The sequence below is a fragment of the Pseudomonas azotoformans genome, assembly GCF_001579805.1.
Classification (GTDB): domain Bacteria; phylum Pseudomonadota; class Gammaproteobacteria; order Pseudomonadales; family Pseudomonadaceae; genus Aquipseudomonas; species Aquipseudomonas azotoformans_A.
Genome location: NZ_CP014546.1, coordinates 5,558,294 through 5,574,124 on the forward strand (window position 1 = coordinate 5,558,294; position 15,831 = coordinate 5,574,124).

At 61.3% G+C, this 15,831-nt stretch carries 22 protein-coding genes; 13 read left to right on the plus strand and 9 right to left on the minus strand.

The window, feature by feature from the left end; translation table 11 throughout:
• Nucleotides 1-60: 60 nt before the first annotated feature.
• Both AYR47_RS25420 and AYR47_RS25425 read left to right on the plus strand, forming a co-directional pair.
• A complete protein-coding gene (locus AYR47_RS25420; protein WP_033896804.1) occupies nt 61-501 on the plus strand; it encodes a hypothetical protein in 441 nt (146 codons plus the stop codon).
• Entirely contained in the window at nt 498-902 is a 405-nt protein-coding gene (locus AYR47_RS25425) for an META domain-containing protein (RefSeq protein WP_033896805.1), read from the plus strand. Before AYR47_RS25420 ends, AYR47_RS25425 begins: the two co-directional genes overlap by 4 nt.
• Before the next feature lie 32 nt (nt 903-934).
• Here AYR47_RS25425 and AYR47_RS25430 read toward each other — a convergent pair whose 3' ends face one another.
• Nucleotides 935-1,396, minus strand: coding sequence for a TlpA disulfide reductase family protein (locus AYR47_RS25430; protein WP_033896806.1), 462 nt, complete (start codon nt 1,394-1,396; stop codon nt 935-937).
• Between the two features lie 115 nt (nt 1,397-1,511).
• On the opposite strand from AYR47_RS25430, the gene arsC reads away from it, so the two are divergent.
• Genes arsC through AYR47_RS25445 form a run of 3 tightly spaced genes read left to right on the plus strand, consistent with a single transcriptional unit; the run spans nt 1,512 to nt 2,864 of the window.
• On the plus strand, nt 1,512-1,865 hold the full coding sequence (gene arsC, locus AYR47_RS25435) for an arsenate reductase (glutaredoxin) (RefSeq protein WP_038847344.1): 354 nt from the start codon (nt 1,512-1,514) through the stop codon (nt 1,863-1,865).
• Complete coding sequence (wrbA, locus tag AYR47_RS25440) at nt 1,862-2,476, plus strand: NAD(P)H:quinone oxidoreductase (protein ID WP_061448895.1); 615 nt, start codon at nt 1,862-1,864, stop codon at nt 2,474-2,476. The genes arsC and wrbA overlap by 4 nt, the downstream gene beginning before the upstream one ends.
• Nucleotides 2,460-2,864, plus strand: coding sequence for a DUF2069 domain-containing protein (locus tag AYR47_RS25445; protein ID WP_033896807.1), 405 nt, complete (start codon nt 2,460-2,462; stop codon nt 2,862-2,864). Before wrbA ends, AYR47_RS25445 begins: the two co-directional genes overlap by 17 nt.
• 40 nt (nt 2,865-2,904) lie before the next feature.
• Here AYR47_RS25445 and AYR47_RS25450 read toward each other — a convergent pair whose 3' ends face one another.
• The gene (locus AYR47_RS25450; RefSeq protein WP_028616779.1) at nt 2,905-3,576 is read right to left on the minus strand and encodes a DNA-3-methyladenine glycosylase I; all 672 of its coding nucleotides are present in this window, start codon (nt 3,574-3,576) and stop codon (nt 2,905-2,907) included.
• Nucleotides 3,577-3,643: 67 nt separating this feature from the next.
• A complete protein-coding gene (gene ttcA, locus AYR47_RS25455) occupies nt 3,644-4,468 on the minus strand; it encodes a tRNA 2-thiocytidine(32) synthetase TtcA (RefSeq protein WP_033896808.1) in 825 nt (274 codons plus the stop codon).
• A 262-nt stretch (nt 4,469-4,730) separates the two neighbouring features.
• Between ttcA and AYR47_RS25460 the strand changes: the two genes are divergently transcribed.
• A complete protein-coding gene (locus AYR47_RS25460) occupies nt 4,731-5,333 on the plus strand; it encodes a Yip1 family protein (RefSeq protein WP_016977555.1) in 603 nt (200 codons plus the stop codon).
• A gap of 128 nt (nt 5,334-5,461) precedes the next feature.
• On the plus strand, nt 5,462-5,956 hold the full coding sequence (locus AYR47_RS25465; protein ID WP_010209629.1) for a SprT family zinc-dependent metalloprotease: 495 nt from the start codon (nt 5,462-5,464) through the stop codon (nt 5,954-5,956).
• Between the two features lie 3 nt (nt 5,957-5,959).
• Here the strand turns inward: AYR47_RS25465 and AYR47_RS25470 are convergent, their stop codons facing one another.
• Entirely contained in the window at nt 5,960-7,123 is a 1,164-nt protein-coding gene (locus AYR47_RS25470) for a CaiB/BaiF CoA transferase family protein (protein WP_061448896.1), read from the minus strand.
• A 157-nt stretch (nt 7,124-7,280) separates the two neighbouring features.
• Between AYR47_RS25470 and tusD the strand changes: the two genes are divergently transcribed.
• The 6 genes from tusD to AYR47_RS25500 all read left to right on the plus strand — a co-directional run bounded on the left by tusD (nt 7,281) and on the right by AYR47_RS25500 (nt 10,717).
• Nucleotides 7,281-7,673: a sulfurtransferase complex subunit TusD gene (gene tusD / locus AYR47_RS25475; protein ID WP_033896872.1), complete on the plus strand. Its 393-nt coding sequence runs from the start codon at nt 7,281-7,283 to the stop codon at nt 7,671-7,673.
• Between the two features lies 1 nt (nt 7,674).
• The gene (gene tusC / locus AYR47_RS25480) at nt 7,675-8,025 is read left to right on the plus strand and encodes a sulfurtransferase complex subunit TusC (protein ID WP_033896810.1); all 351 of its coding nucleotides are present in this window, start codon (nt 7,675-7,677) and stop codon (nt 8,023-8,025) included.
• Nucleotides 8,025-8,303, plus strand: a complete 279-nt coding sequence (gene tusB / locus AYR47_RS25485) for a sulfurtransferase complex subunit TusB (RefSeq protein WP_033896811.1) — start codon at nt 8,025-8,027, stop codon at nt 8,301-8,303. Before tusC ends, tusB begins: the two co-directional genes overlap by 1 nt.
• On the plus strand, nt 8,300-8,635 hold the full coding sequence (locus tag AYR47_RS25490; RefSeq protein WP_061448897.1) for a TusE/DsrC/DsvC family sulfur relay protein: 336 nt from the start codon (nt 8,300-8,302) through the stop codon (nt 8,633-8,635). Before tusB ends, AYR47_RS25490 begins: the two co-directional genes overlap by 4 nt.
• Nucleotides 8,632-9,633 (plus strand): glycosyl transferase family protein, encoded by a 1,002-nt coding sequence (locus AYR47_RS25495; RefSeq protein WP_061448898.1) that lies wholly within the window; start codon nt 8,632-8,634, stop codon nt 9,631-9,633. Before AYR47_RS25490 ends, AYR47_RS25495 begins: the two co-directional genes overlap by 4 nt.
• An 88-nt stretch (nt 9,634-9,721) precedes the next feature.
• Nucleotides 9,722-10,717: a glutathione S-transferase family protein gene (locus AYR47_RS25500; protein ID WP_061448899.1), complete on the plus strand. Its 996-nt coding sequence runs from the start codon at nt 9,722-9,724 to the stop codon at nt 10,715-10,717.
• A gap of 47 nt (nt 10,718-10,764) precedes the next feature.
• Here the strand turns inward: AYR47_RS25500 and cysG are convergent, their stop codons facing one another.
• From cysG to lolA, 5 genes are read right to left on the minus strand one after another with little or no spacing between them, the layout of a single operon-like run.
• A complete protein-coding gene (cysG, locus tag AYR47_RS25505) occupies nt 10,765-12,159 on the minus strand; it encodes a siroheme synthase CysG (RefSeq protein WP_033896815.1) in 1,395 nt (464 codons plus the stop codon).
• The gene (gene serS, locus AYR47_RS25510; protein ID WP_038847883.1) at nt 12,160-13,440 is read right to left on the minus strand and encodes a serine--tRNA ligase; all 1,281 of its coding nucleotides are present in this window, start codon (nt 13,438-13,440) and stop codon (nt 12,160-12,162) included.
• 16 nt (nt 13,441-13,456) lie between these two features.
• The gene (gene crcB, locus AYR47_RS25515) at nt 13,457-13,831 is read right to left on the minus strand and encodes a fluoride efflux transporter CrcB (RefSeq protein WP_033896818.1); all 375 of its coding nucleotides are present in this window, start codon (nt 13,829-13,831) and stop codon (nt 13,457-13,459) included.
• Entirely contained in the window at nt 13,831-15,153 is a 1,323-nt protein-coding gene (locus AYR47_RS25520) for a replication-associated recombination protein A (protein WP_061448900.1), read from the minus strand. The genes crcB and AYR47_RS25520 overlap by 1 nt, the downstream gene beginning before the upstream one ends.
• A 10-nt stretch (nt 15,154-15,163) precedes the next feature.
• Nucleotides 15,164-15,787, minus strand: a complete 624-nt coding sequence (gene lolA, locus AYR47_RS25525) for an outer membrane lipoprotein chaperone LolA (RefSeq protein ID WP_016975527.1) — start codon at nt 15,785-15,787, stop codon at nt 15,164-15,166.
• Nucleotides 15,788-15,831: the final 44 nt, after the last annotated feature.

Below are 15,831 nucleotides of genomic sequence, written 5' to 3' on the forward strand. Positions count from 1 at the left end.
ATACCAGGCTCATGATGAGCCAGCACCCGTGATAGGATGCCGCGCCTATTTGGAGGATCCATGGCCGAACACGATTTCCGCTTCAGTTTGCTGAGCCCGCAACACACCCTGATCGAATGCCGCGCCCTGGTGCCGGGCCGTTACCAAGTCACCGGCAACGGTGGCTCGATCAAGCATGGCGACATCTTGATCGTCTCCCTGCGCGGCAGTAAAACCCTGTCGATGCGCCTCACCGTCGAAGGTGATGCGCGCTATTCCATCCGCCCGGCGGGCCAATGGGTCGCCATGGCCCAAGGGCCGAAGTTCGGCGAGTTGGAGATTCACACCTGGAAGGTCAACTGCGACAGCTGCGAGGCCGTGTTGGAGTTTGAATTCGCGGTGGAAACCAAGCTGACCAAAGAACCGCTGCAACCGGCCGCCAACGCGCGCATTGCCGAATTGGGCTGGGCCAGCGAGGGCGACAAGCACCGCTGCCCTAAATGCCAAAAGGCCGCGCAATGAAAGGCCTGCTTCTGCTCGCCGCCGTCGGAGCGGCCCTGACGGGCTGCGCCGGGGATGCGGTCAAGCTCAAGCAGGATCACAGCTATGTGGTGGAATGGATTGGTGAACGGCCGCTGATGGACTACGCGCACCTGACCGTTACGCTCGGCGCCGATGGCCGTGCCTACGGCAACGGCGGCTGCAACCACTGGTTCGCGCCCTACACCGTCGACGGCGAAAAGCTCAGCTTCGGCCAGATCGGCAGCACCCGCAAACTCTGCGCCGAGGCCTTGATGGAGCAGGAACACCGCTTCTTCCAGGCCCTGCAAGGTGTGCAACGTTGGGACATCTCGCCGATCGAACAGACGCGTTTCTGGCCGGCCGAGGGCAAGCCGATTCGTTTATGGCTTGAAGAAGGCTGATCGATGGGAGGGGCAAAACCCCTCCCATTTTGTTATCCGCGCAACGCCTTGAGTTTGGCCAGCACCCCTTCCGCCGTCTGCTCGCCCATCAACGTCTCACGTACCTTGCCCTTGTCATCGATGATGTAGGTCACCGGCAAGGCTTCGCTGCGCGGGATATCGAAAATCTCTTCCGGGTTCTGCGCCAGCACCGTGAACTTGATGCCCAGCTTGTCACTGGCGGCTTTCAGCTCTTCGCCCTGCACGTTGTCGAAGTTCACTCCAAAGACGCCCACGTTCTGCGCCTTCAGTTGGTCGGCCAAGGCATTGAGCTCGGGGATTTCCGTGCGGCACGGGCCACACCATTCGGCCCAGTAGTTGACCACCAGCCACTGCTTGTCCAAGCGTTCGGCAGCCACCTTCTTGCCATATTGGTCAACGCCGTAATCGTTACCGCAGCCGCTGAGCAGCAGGGTTGTGATGATCGCCAATGCACCGATCAGTCGCCTTGTCATGGGGTAATCCTTCGCAAAAATGAACGTTGGCTGCGACCTATCGCCTCTTACGGTTTAAGGACAGGTCGCTGCGCGGGTAGAATACCCGCCACCTTACGCAAGATGCGACCCGCACATGACCGATCTGACGCTTTATCACAACCCGCGCTGCTCGAAATCCCGCGGTGCGCTGGAACTGCTGGAAGCCCGCGGCCTCACCCCCAACGTGGTGCGCTACCTTGAAACCCCGCTGGACGCCGCGCAATTAAAGGCGCTGCTGGGCAAGCTGGGCATCAGTGCCCGCCAACTGCTGCGCACCGGTGAAGATGAATACAAGGCCCTCAACCTGGCCGACGCCAGCCTCAGCGAAGCCCAGTTGATTGCGGCCATCGCCGAACATCCAAAGCTGATGGAACGCCCGATCCTGGAAACCGCCGACAAAGCCATCATTGGCCGTCCGCCGGAAAACGTGTTGGAGATCCTGCCGTGACGTCGCCCTATGTGCTGGTGCTGTATTACAGCCGCAATGGCTCGGTGAGCGAAATGGCCCGGCAGATCGCCCGGGGCATCGAGCAAGGCGGCATGGAAGCGCGACTGCGCACCGTGCCGGCGATCTCCACCGAGTGCGAAGCCGTGGCACCGAGCATTCCGGACGAAGGCGCACTGTATGCCAGCCTGGATGACCTGAAGCACTGCTCCGGCCTGGCCCTCGGCAGCCCGACCCGTTTCGGCAACATGGCAGCGCCGCTCAAATACTTCCTCGACGGCACCAGCAACCTGTGGCTCACCGGTGCCCTCGTCGGCAAGCCGGCCGGGGTATTCACGTCTACCGCCAGCCTGCACGGCGGCCAGGAAACCACACTGATGTCGATGCTGCTGCCGCTGCTGCACCACGGCATGCTGATCACGGGCCTGCCCTACAGCGAACAGGCCTTGCTCGACACCCAGGGCGGTGGCACCCCGTATGGCGCCAGCCATCACGCCGGCCCCGACGGCAAGCGCATGCTCGATCAACATGAAATCGCCCTGTGCCGTGCCCTTGGGCTGCGCCTGGCAACGACCGCTACCTTGCTGGAGAGCGGCAGTGGCCAGAAAGCCTAAGGTCCTGCCACCCCAGGCGTGGCTGGAGCCACGGGTCAAGCTGGCACGCGTGGCGAGCCTGCTGGCGTTTTTTGGCCTGGTGGGTCTGCTGTGCGTGTATTACCTGTTCGTCGCCGACCTGCATGGCGCGCGGCCGTGGGTGATCCTGCTGATCGAGCTGGTGCCGTTGCTGGTGCTGGCGCCGGGCATGCTGTTGGGCAGCGCGCGCGGGCATTCGTGGATGTGCTTTGTGGTGAACCTGTATTTCATCAAAGGTGCGCTGGCGGCCTATGACCCGAACCGGCAGTGGTTCGGGGTGCTGGAGATGCTGGCGAGTCTGGCGGTGTTTTGTACGGCGTTGTTGTATGTGCGGTGGCGGCATCAGTTGAATCGGCGGTTGACTGAATAACCTAGCGTAGTGGCGAGCGGGCTTGCCACAGTAAAAGCGGTTAGTGATTGACGGTGTACGCCAACATCATCGACAACTGGCACATCGGCCGCCCGCTCTCGGCATGCCACTGGTTGAATGCGCCCTGCACCGTCGCCAGGTCGCGCAGGCTGGTGGGTGCCTTGTCGACGATCTTCTGCGCGTTCAGCGCCGCCACCACGTCATAACTCGGCACAAAGGTGTCCTTGCCAACCATGCGCAAGAAGCGCGGCGCTGACAGCCCGCCAAGCTGATGGCCATGCTTGCTCAGGTACTTCCACAGCCCGACGATATCGGTCACCGGCCAGTCGGCGATAAACGCGCCGAAGCTGCCCTTCTCCTGCTCGATGTCGAGGATCATCTGCGCATTGCGCGGCACGCTCTTGAGCTTGCCCAGGTGACGGATGATGCTGGTGTCCTGCATCAAGCGCTCCAGATGCTCAGCGCCCATCAACACGACTTTTTCCGGGTCGAAGCCGAAAAACACCTTTTCGAACGCCGGCCACTTGGCATCCACCACGCTGTGCTTCAAGCCCGCACGAAACACGCGCAGCGCCAGGGTCGACAGGTAGCGATCATCGCTGATCTTGCGCAATTGCGCCGGGGTCTTGGCTACAGGCAGATGGGCTTCCAGCTCGGCCGCCGAACCGAAGCGGTTCAGACAGTATTCGTGCAGCCACTTGTAATCGCGCATGCCCTCTCCTGGCAGTTGAATTGAAAACGGCGCCCGCGAGCGCCGTGTGTCAGAGCGTTGAAATGGCTCAGAGGTTCACTACGTTGACGAAGCGCGAGGTGGCGGTTTCATCAATTTTCAGGCTGGTGAAGTCGAACAGGTTGCGGTCGGCCAACTGCGACGGCTGCACATTCTGCAAGCTGCGGAAGATGCTTTCGGTACGGCCTGGGGTCTTGCGCTCCCAATCCACCAGCATTTCCTTGACCACCTGGCGCTGCAGGTTTTCCTGGGAGCCGCACAGGTTGCACGGAATGATCGGGAATTGCTTGAAGTCGGAGTAGGCCTGGATGTCCTTCTCGTTGCAATACGCCAGCGGGCGGATCACCACGTTGCGCCCGTCATCGGCACGCAGCTTGGGCGGCATGGCCTTGAGCGAGCCGTTGAAGAACATATTGAGGAAGAAGGTCTCGACGATATCGTCGCGGTGGTGACCCAGGGCCATCTTGGTCGCGCCGATTTCATCCGCGAAGGTGTACAGCGTGCCACGGCGCAGGCGCGAGCACAGCGAGCAGGTGGTCTTGCCTTCCGGAATCAGCTCCTTGACCACCGAGTAGGTGTCTTTCTCGACGATGTGGTACTCGACGCCCAGCTCCTTGAGGTAGGCCGGCAGCACATGCTCGGGGAAGCCCGGTTGTTTCTGGTCCATGTTGACGGCGACGATCTCGAACTTGATCGGCGCGACCTTTTGCAGGTGCAGCAGCACGTCGAGCATTGTGTAACTGTCTTTGCCACCGGAGAGGCAGACCATGACCTTGTCGCCGTCCTCGATCATGTTGAAATCGGCGACCGCTTCACCGGCCAGGCGACGCAGGCGTTTTTGCAGTTTGTTCTGGTTGACCGTAAGAGTGCCCATGGCGCTTGGATCCGCTAGAGGTGTGTGACGAAAAGCCGGGTATTTTACGCAAAAAAACCATCAAAAGGGCTAGCGGTAAAAGACCCCACCGCGATTAAGCCCAATGTTTACAGCGCAATTTGCTCTAAAGGCCCTACAGTTATTCCGGTCATCACTTCCTATACTGCGACTAGAGGTCGCACATCTATCCAGACCTTTGAGGCCATTTGGCCCGCGGGCGCTCCGATGGGGGGCGATGGTAATAACGACAGGAGTGACTGGCATGATCCATCACGTCGTGGGGCTGTTTACCCATCCCGACCAGGAATGGCGGGAAATCCGTGGCGATAAAGAAGAAAGCATCGGCCACATGTACCTCACTCACACCTTGATTCTTGCGGCGATCCCCGCCGTTTCCGCCTTTATCGGCACCACCCAGGTTGGCTGGGTCATCGGCAACCGTGCGCCCGTGATGCTGACCCAGGAAAGCGCCTTGTGGATGACCATCATGTCCTACGCCGCCATGCTGGGCGGCGTGGCGGTGATGGGCGCGTTCATTCACTGGATGGCGCGCACCTACGACGCCAACCCCAGCATGGCGCGCTGCGTGGCCTTTGCCACCTACACCGCTACGCCGCTGTTTATCGGTGGGCTGGCCGCGCTTTATCCGCATATGTGGCTGGGTATGGTCGTGGGTACGGCGGCCATCTGTTACACAGTGTATTTGCTCTATGTGGGGCTGCCGACCTTCATGAACATCGACCCGGATGAAGGCTTTCTATTTTCCAGCTCGGTACTGGCCGTGGGCCTGGTGGTACTGGTAGCGATCATGGCGTTTACCGTGATCGTGTGGGGGCTGGGCGTGGGCCCGATCTACACCAACTGACCGTTTAAAACCTTAGGCAAAGCCACCGCAAGGTGGCTTTGTGCATCATGCACGACCATTCGGCGCCTGACAGATTCGGAAACACCCAGCTTTGCGGCATACTGGGCGTCTCTGGAGATATGTACAGCATGCCCGAGCAACTCAATACCCGCGTCGAAGATTGTTTCCTACAAGCCGAATCTTTTTTTAAACGAAGCTTCAAACGCCCCCAGGTCAGCCTCAAGCTGCGGGGCCAGAAAGCCGGTGTCGCGCATTTGCACGAGAACCTGCTGCGATTCAACCCACAGTTGTACCGTGAAAACAGCCAACACTTCCTGAAACAGACCGTGGCCCATGAGGTGGCGCATCTGATTGCCCACCAATTGTTTGGCGAACGCATCCAGCCCCATGGTGAGGAATGGCAATTGATCATGCGCGGGGTCTACGAACTGCCGCCGGACCGTTGCCACACCTATGAGGTGAAGCGTCGCCAGGTGACCCGTTACATCTACCGATGCCCGTGTGCGGACAGTGACTTTCCGTTCTCGTCACAACGCCATGGCATGGTGGCTCAGGGGCGGCGGTATTTGTGTCGGCGGTGTCGGCAAACCTTGGTGTTTACCGGCGAAACCCGCGTCGAATAGGCGTCAGGCAATCACGCGAGCGGCGCGCAGCTCGCTGATTCGCTGCGGGCTCAGGCCCAGCTCCGCCAACACTTCATCACTGTGCGCCCCCATCGCGGACCCCATATGCCTCGGTGCCGGTAACCCTTGCGAAAACTTCAGCGGGCAGGCCAATTGCGCCTGAGTCGAGCCATCGCCCCGTGGCACCTGGCTGACCAGTTGCCGCGCCTTGAGCTGTGGATGTTCCACCGCCTCACTCAGGCTCAACACCGGCTCCACGCACGCATCCACCCCGGCGAACAACGTGCACAGCTCATCGAAACTGCGCTTCTCAAACTCAACCTGCAGCGCCACCTTGAGCTTGGGCGACAAACCCAGCGCCGCCAACTCCGGCCGCCCCAGCGCCTCGCAGAGCTGCTGCATAAACCCAGGCTCCAGGCTGCCCACCGACATCCAACGCCCATCCCGCGAGCGGTAGTAATCGTAAAAGCTACCGCCATTGAGTACATGGCCCTCGCGCTCCGGCTCCACCCCACACGCCAGGTAACCCGCGCCAGCCATGGCGTTCAGGCTGAACGAACAGTCGGTCATGCTCACATCCAGGTATTGACCAACCCCGCTCTGCTGCCGGGCGATGACCGCCGCCAGCAACCCCACCACTGCGTGCAACGAACCACCACCCACGTCCGCCACTTGCACACCCAATGGCAGCGGCCCGCTGTCCTGGCGCCCGGTGTAGCTGGCCACGCCGGCCAACGCCAGGTAGTTGATATCGTGTCCGGCGCGGTCTTTATAGGGCCCTGTCTGGCCATAACCGGTGATCGACACATAAATCAGCCGGGGATTGATCGCCTTCAGTGCCTCATAACCCAAACCCAGGCGGTCCATCACTCCAGGGCGGAATTGTTCGAGCAGGATGTCGTAGTCCTTCACCAGCGCCCGCACGATCTCTAGCGCCTCGGCCTGCTTGAGGTCCAGCGCCAAGCTGCGTTTATTGCGATTGAGGTAGGCGTGGCTCGCCGATGTGCCCTGATCATGGGGCGGCAGTACCCGCAACAGATCCAGGCGCGTGGGCGACTCGATACGCAACACCTCGGCGCCCATGTCTGCCAGCATCAGGGAGGCAAACGGGCCGGGCAGCAGGGTGGAAAAATCCAGCACTTTGAGGGACGCCAAAGGACCTGACATGGGCACTCCATTTCCGTTTCGACTGCCCACAGACTAGGCAGCCTTGCCCCTCACGGCAATCGCCGAAACAGTCAGCAAAGATGACCGTTTTGATCACGGCGGGCTTTTTCGTGGCGGCGGCTTTATCATTGGCCCACGTTTGCTTGCCGAGTGTTCCATGAAGTTTGCGATTGCCTTGTTTTCCGCCGCCCACGCGCCCTCCTCGCGCCGCGCCCTGCTGTTCGCCCAGGCGGCGCTGGCCGGTGGGCATGAGATTGTGCGGCTGTTTTTCTATCAGGATGGCGTGCACAGCGCATCCAATAACATCGTTGCGCCCCAGGACGAGCAAGACATCGCCCGCCAATGGCGTGAGTTTGTCAGCCAGCACCAGCTTGATGGCGTGGTGTGCATTGCCGCTGCGTTACGCCGTGGCGTTCTCAACCAGGAGGAAGCCACTCGGTATCAGCGCACAGCGGTGAATCTGGATGCGCCCTGGGCGCTGTCTGGCCTGGGGCAGTTACATGATGCGATCCAGGATGCCGACCGCCTGATCTGTTTTGGAGGGCCGTGAGATGTCTAAATCCTTGTTGGTGATCAGCCGCCAGGCACCGTGGTCCGGGCCGAGCGCACGGGAAGCGCTGGATATCGTGCTGGCCGGTGGCGCATTCGATCTGCCCATCGGCTTGCTATTCATGGATGACGGCGTGTTCCAGCTCGCTGCGCACCAGAACGCCAAGGCCGTGCAACAAAAGGACCTCAGTGCCAACCTGCAGGCACTGGAGCTGTTCGGCATCGATGATGTCTTTGTCTGCCGCCACAGCATGGCCGTGCGTGGCTTGACGCCGCCCACTGAGGCGCAACCGTTGAGCAACGACGCTATTTCCCAATTGATTGACCGTTACGACCAGGTGATTACCCTCTGATGTCGACTTTACACGTGGTGTCTCACTCCCCGTTTTCCGACAGTCGCCTCGACAGCTGCCTGCGTATCTGCGGCGCCGAGGACGCGATCCTGCTGTGCGGCGACGGCGCCTATGGGCTGCACGTCCCTGCCCTGCACACCCAGGGCGTGAAGGTGTTCGTGCTGGCCGAAGACATGCAGGCGCGCAACCTGCCGCTCCCGGACTGGGCCGACAGCGTGGACTACCCAGGTTTCGTGCAGCTGTCGATTGACTACGACAAGGTCAACACCTGGCTATGAACACCCTGACCGTAGGCGCACGTACCCTGGAACTGGACAAGGACGGTTATTTGGCCGACCTGAACGACTGGTCCGCTGACGTCGCCCATGCCCTGGCCGCCGCCGAAGCCATGGAGCTGACGCCGGCCCACTGGGAAATCCTCGAACTGCTGCGCCAGTTCTATGCCGAATTCCAACTGTCCCCGGCCACACGTCCGCTGATCAAGTACACCGCCTTGAAGCTCGGCCCGGAAAAGGGCAACAGCCTGCACCTCAACAAACTGTTCAACGGCACTCCCGCCAAACTCGCCGCCAAGCTGGCGGGCCTGCCCAGGCCGACGAATTGCTTATGACCGACTTTGCCCCGCTGACCCTTGAAACCCCTGCCGAGCACCCGTTTGCCCAGTTCGTGCGCATCCTGGGCAAAGGCAAGCGCGGCGCGCGCAACCTCACCCGCGAGGAAGCCCGCGAAGCCATGGGCATGCTGCTCGATGAAAAAGTCGAAGACACCCAGCTCGGCGCCTTCCTGATGTTGTTGCGCCACAAGGAAGAAAGCCCGGAAGAACTCGCCGGCTTCACCGAAGCCGTTCGCGAACGCCTGGATGCACCGGCGCTGAACGTGGATGTCGACTGGCCAACCTACGCCGGCAAGAAGCGCCACCTGCCGTGGTACCTGCTGGCGGCCAAGTGCCTGGCGCAGAATGGTGTGCGCATCCTTATGCATGGCGGCGGCGCACACACGGCGGGCCGGCTGTACACCGAACAACTGCTGGAAGGTTTGCAGATCCCGCTGTGCCGCAACTGGCAGCAGGTCGAGGCCGCCTATGCGCAAGGCAACCTGGCGTTTATTCCACTGGGCGACTGGGCGCCGCAATTGCAACGCATGATCGACCTGCGCAACACCCTGGGCCTGCGCTCGCCGATCCACTCCCTGGCGCGTTTGCTCAATCCCTTGAATGCGCGCCTGGGCCTGCAAAGCATTTTCCATCCGGGTTATCAGGGCGTGCACCGCGATGCCAGCGGCCTGCTCGGCGACAACGTGATCGTGGTGAAGGGCGACGGCGGCGAGATCGAGATCAACCCCGACTCGGCCAGCCACCTTTACGGCACCACCGGCGGCGAAAGCTGGGACGAAGAGTGGCCCGCCCTCTCCGCCCAGCGCCACGTCAAACCCGCCACACTTGAACCGGAACACCTGAAGGCGTTGTGGCGCGGTGATGTCGAAGAAAGCTACCCGCAACTGGCCTTGATCGCGACCATGGCCCTGGCCCTGCGCGGCCTGGGCCATTCACGGGAACAGGCGTTCGTCCTGGCCCAGCAATACTGGGACGCGCGGGACAAATCGATTTAATCGATCATTAACGCCCGGTCTTTGCGCTTTTAAATCGAACTCAGCCCTTTAGACTGGCCTCCAACGCTTATTAGCCAAGGAGCCAGTCATGGGTTTGCTGATCGAAGGACGCTGGAAAGACCAGTGGTACGAAAGTAGCGCAGACGGCGCATTCCAACGGGAACAGGCGCAACGCCGCAACTGGGTGACCGCCGATGGCGCGCCGGGCCCGAGTGGCGAAGGCGGATTCAAGGCCGAGACCGGTCGCTACCACCTCTATGTCTCTCTCGCCTGCCCGTGGGCCCATCGCACCCTGATTCTGCGCAAGCTCAAAGGACTGGAAAGCCTGATCGACGTGTCCGTGGTCAGTTGGTTGATGCTGGAAAACGGCTGGACGTTCGACAAGGCTCACGGCTCCACCGGCGACAAGCTGGATGATTTCGACTTCATGCACCAGCGCTACACGGCTGACACGGCCGACTACACCGGGCGCGTCACCGTGCCAGTGCTGTGGGACAAAAAGCTCAAGCGCATCGTCAGCAATGAATCGGCGGAGATCATCCGTATGTTCAACAGTGCGTTTAATGAGGTGACCGGCAACACCCTGGACTTCTACCCCGAGCCACTGCGCCCGAGCATTGACGCACTGAATGAGCGTATTTACCCGGCCGTGAACAACGGCGTGTACCGCGCGGGCTTCGCGACGTCGCAGCAGGCGTATGAACGTGCGTTTGAGGATGTGTTTGCGGAGCTGGATCATCTGGAGCAGCATCTGGGTGAGCATCGCTACTTGGCCGGTGAATACCTGACCGAGGCGGATGTACGGCTGTTCACCACGCTGATTCGCTTTGATGCGGTGTATTACAGCCACTTCAAATGCAACCTGCACAGGATTGCGGATTATCCGCACCTGTCGAATTGGCTAAGGGAGCTGTATCAGTGGCCGGGCGTGGCTGAGACGGTGGATTTTGCGCATATCAAAGGGCATTACTATGCCAGTCACCGCACGATCAACCCGACGGGGATTGTGCCGAAGGGGCCGTTGCAGCATTTTGATGCTGCCCATGATCGTCAGCGCCTGGTCGGTAACGGCATCTTGAGCTGAAAACACCTTGTGGCGAGGGAGCTTGCTCCCTCGCCACAGGTACAGTGTCAAACTTGAGACTGCGCGCCTTCAAACCACTTGAGCTTCTCGCGCAACACCACCACCTCACCCACGATCACCAGTGTCGGTGCATGCACTTCATGCTCCGCCACCATGCGCGGCAGGTCCGCCAGCGTGCCGGTAAACACGCGCTGGTTGGAGGTGGTGCCCTGCTGGATCAACGCTGCAGGGGTATCCGATGCACGGCCATGTTTGATCAGCTGTTCGCAGATGATCGGCAAGCCAATCAATCCCATGTAGAACACCAGGGTCTGCGATGGCCCCACTAGGTCATGCCAGGGCAGGTCCGAAGTGCCGTCCTTTAAATGCCCGGTGATGAACCGCACCGACTGTGCGTAGTCGCGGTGAGTCAGCGGAATCCCGGCATACGCCGCGCAACCGCTGGCCGCCGTGATCCCCGGCACCACCTGGAACGGAATGCCGTGGGCCGCCAGTTCCTCGATCTCTTCGCCACCACGGCCAAAGATGAACGGATCGCCACCCTTGAGGCGCAGCACGCGCTTGCCTTGCTTGGCCAGGTCCACCAATTGCTGGTTGATCTGGTCTTGCGGCACGGCGTGGTCGGCGCGGCGTTTGCCGACGTATACACGTTCGGCGTCACGGCGGCACAGTTCGAGAATCGCGGGGGCTACGAGGCGGTCATACAGCACCACATCGGCTTGCTGCATCAGGCGCAGGGCGCGGAAGGTCAGGAGGTCCGGATCACCCGGGCCTGCGCCCACCAAGTAGACTTCGCCCGGTGCATTCGGCGGCGCGCCGTTGACCTTTTCGATCAACAGGCGCTCGGCTTCAGCACCCTGCCCGGCCAATTGACGGTCGGCAATCGGGCCCTGGAACACGTCTTCCCAAAATGCGCGGCGCTGCTGCACATCCGGGTACAAGCTTTTGACCTGGGCACGAAAACGCGCCGCCAAACCGGCCAGTTGGCCATAGGTGGACGGAATCCAGGTTTCCAGCTTGGCGCGGATCAGGCGCGCCAGCACCGGCGCATCGCCGCCGCTGGACACCGCGATCACCAAGGGTGAACGGTCGACAATCGCCGGGAAGATCACGCTGCACAAGGCCGGTGCATCCACCACATTGACCGGCACGCAACGGCGCTTGGCATCGCTGGACACTTGCGCGTTCAACGGCTCATCGTCGGTGGCCGCGATGATCAGGGTGCAACCGTCGAGGTCCGCCTCCTGATAACCGCGCAAAATCAGTTCCCCGCCACTGCCCAGTACCAGTTCACGCAACTGGTCTTCGATCTGGAGAGCAACCACCCGCAGCAACGCACCGGCATCGGCCAGCAGCCGGGATTTGCGCAAGGCAATCTCCCCGCCACCGACGACCAACACACGACTGCCGCGCAGGTTATGAAACAGCGGCAGAAATTCCATTTAGCGGATGACCTCAACGCCCGCCATGTACGGCTTGAGCACTTCCGGTACACGGATCGAGCCGTCAGCCTGCTGGTAGTTTTCCAGCACCGCCACCAGGGTACGGCCTACGGCCAAACCGGAACCGTTGAGGGTGTGCACCAGCTCAGGCTTGCCGGTTTCCGGGTTGCGGAAACGCGCCTGCATGCGACGGGCCTGGAAATCACCGCAGTTGGAGCACGACGAAATCTCGCGGTACTTGTCCTGGCTCGGCACCCACACTTCGAGGTCGTAGGTCTTCACGGCGCTGAAACCCATGTCGCCGGTGCACAGCGCCAGCACGCGGTACGGCAGCTCCAGCAATTGCAGAACGCGTTCGGCGTTGGCGGTCAGGCCTTCCAAGGCTTCCATGGAAGTCGACGGCTCGACCACCTGCACCATCTCGACCTTGTCGAACTGGTGCTGGCGGATCATGCCGCGGGTGTCACGGCCAGACGCACCGGCTTCGCTGCGGAAGCACGGGCTGTGGGCCACGAACTTCAACGGCAGCTCTTTAGCGTCGAGGATCTCGCCAGACACGATGTTGGTCAGCGACACTTCAGCGGTCGGGATCAGGTACAGGTCGGCTTCGCCGTCGCGGCTGATCTTGAACAGGTCTTCTTCGAACTTCGGTAGCTGGCTGGTGCCCATCAACGCCGGCGCCTGCACCAGGTATGGAGTGTAGGCTTCTTCGTAACCGTGTTCGCCGGTGTGCAGGTTGATCATGAACTGCGCCAGGGCACGGTGCATGCGCGCAATCGGGCCGCGCAGCAAGGCAAAGCGCGCGCCGGACATCTTGGCGGCGGTTTCGAAATCCAGGCCGCCGGTCAATTCGCCCAAGGCAACGTGGTCCTTGATCTCGAAATCAAAGACGGTTGGCGTACCCCAGCGACGCACTTCAACGTTGCCGTCTTCGTCTGCGCCAATCGGCACGGATTCGTGCGGGATGTTGGGGATGCCCAGCAGGATCGAATCCAGCTCGGTCTGGATCTTGTCCAGCTCGACCTTGCCGTCGGACAGCTCAGTGCCCATGCGCTCGACATCCGCCATCAGCGGGGCGATGTCTTCGCCGCGCTGCTTGGCCTGACCGATGGATTTGGAACGCGCATTACGCTCAGCCTGCAGTGCTTCGGTGCGGGTCTGGACGGTCTTGCGCTGTTCTTCCAGCGCTTCGATGCGCGCAACATCCAAGGCAAAGCCACGGGATGCCAGGCGGTCCGCTACGTCCTGAAGGTTGCTACGTAACAGTTTGGAATCGAGCATGTCGGTCTCTCGTTTATCAAAGTTTGGTCAAGGACAGGCCAGCCCAAGTGGCGAGCAGCCCGCCGAACACGCTGATGCCCAGATACCCGAAGGCTATCAGGGCCTGCCCGCTTTCCAGCAGGCGCAGCGTATCCAGTGAAAAGGATGAAAAGGTCGTCAGACCGCCTACAAAGCCGACAATCAAGCCAGCGCGAATTTCAATCGGTACTTCCGGGCGCAACAGGAACCAGCCGTACAACAGCCCGATGATCAGGCAGCCGATCAGGTTGACCGCCAGGGTCGCCGCATAAAAATGCTTCGGCCAGTTGGCGCTGACCCATGTGCCAGCGGCGAAACGCAATAATGTACCAGCGATGCCGGCTGCGGACACGGCAAGAATCGTCTTGAACACTACTTTCTCCGCTGTCTGGGGCTGAGTCGATCGAGTTGGGCGAGGTGATTGAGCTTTTCGCCGATCTTCAACTCCAGGCCGCGGGGCACCGGCTGATAGAGCGGGAGTGGCTCAAGGTCATCGGGGAAGTAGTCTTCACCGGCCGCATAGGCGTCCGGTTCATCGTGGGCGTAGCGGTATTCATCACCGTAGCCCAACTGTTTCATCAGCTTGGTCGGCGCGTTACGCAGGTGCATCGGTACTTCGAGGGAGCCGTGTTCGGCGGCGGCGCGCAGGGCCGACTTGAAGCCCATGTACACCGCGTTGCTTTTCGGCGCGCAGGCCAGGTAAGTGATGGCCTGGGCCACTGCCAACTCGCCTTCCGGGCTGCCGAGGCGTTCCTGCACGTCCCACGCCGCCAGGCACAGGCTCAGAGCGCGCGGGTCGGCATTGCCAATGTCTTCGCTGGCCATGCGCACCACACGGCGGGCGAGGTACAGCGGGTCGCAGCCGCCGTCGATCATGCGCGCGAACCAGTACAGCGCGCCGTCCGGGTTGGAGCCGCGCACGGATTTATGCAGCGCCGAAATCTGGTCGTAGAAAGCTTCGCCACCCTTGTCAAAGCGCCGGCGCGTGTCGCCGAGCAGGCTTTGCAGGAGGTCGACGCCGATCTCGCTGCCGTCTTCGGCCAGGTCGGAGGCGTTCTCCACCAGGTTGAGAAAGCGGCGCCCATCGCCATCGGCGGCGGCAAGCAGAATCTTGAAGCCCTCTTCGCTCACACTCAGTTGCCGTTTGCCCAGCCCTTTGTCTTCACTCAGGGCGCGGTGCAGCAACTTCTGCATCGCCGCCTCGTCCAGGCTTTTGAGCACATAGACCCGCGCCCGCGACAGCAAAGCGTTGTTCAATTCAAACGAAGGGTTTTCCGTGGTGGCGCCGATAAAAATCAGCGTGCCGTCTTCCACATAAGGCAGGAACGCATCCTGCTGCGACTTGTTGAAGCGGTGCACTTCATCGACAAACAGGATGGTGCGCTTGCCGTATTGGCCGGCCTGCTGCTTGGCGACTTCCACCGCCTGGCGGATCTCCTTGACCCCCGCCAGTACCGCCGAGACCGTTTCGAAGTGTGCATCCGAGACCTTCGCCAGCAGCCGCGCCAGGGTAGTCTTGCCCACCCCCGGCGGCCCCCAGAAAATCATCGAGTGCAGCGCACCCTGCTCCAGGGCTTCGCGCAACGGCTTGCCGCGAGCCAGCAGGTGTTCCTGACCGACGTACTCGTCCAGGTTGGTCGAACGCAAGCGCGCGGCCAGTGGCTGGGCAATCGGGTCACTTCGAAACAGGTCCATGGGCAGCGATTTATTCCTGGATCACATCGGCACCCTTGGGGATGTCGAACTTGAACTTGGAGGCAGGCACCGGCTGGTTGGCCTTGACCCCGGAGAACAGGATGTCGGTGCGTTGGCCGACGCTGTCGACCAGGCGCATGTTGTTGATCACGCCATTGCCGAACGACAGGGACAGCGTGTCGAACAGCGTGTCCTTGGATTTCGGCTTGAGGGTGAACTCGATCACGTTGCTGGTTTGCTTGGAGGTGATGTCGAAGCTGTCGTTGATCTTCGACACATCACCCGACAGCAGCAGCGCCGGGGTCTGGTTCAGGCGCGGGTCGAGCTTCTTGATGGTCGCCTGCTCCAGGTCCGGGTCCCACAGGGTGACCTTCTGGCCGTCAGACACGATGGTCTGCTCGGCCTTGCCTTCAGTGTGCCAGTAGAACAGGCCAGGACGCTGCACGGCCATTTCACCTGCGGTTTCCTGCAACTGGGTGCCGCCAGCATCCAGGGTCAGCTGGGAGAAGCGCGCGGTCAGGGTCTGGGATTTGTCCAACAGGTTCTTCAGGCTGGCGACGGAGGCCGGATCAGCGTGGGCCGAAACAGCGGTCAGGGCCAGAGCCGGCAACAACAGCATGCGGATAAGGCGCATGGGAGTCCTCATTGAGTGTTCAGGGCGTGCCGCGTGTTGCCACG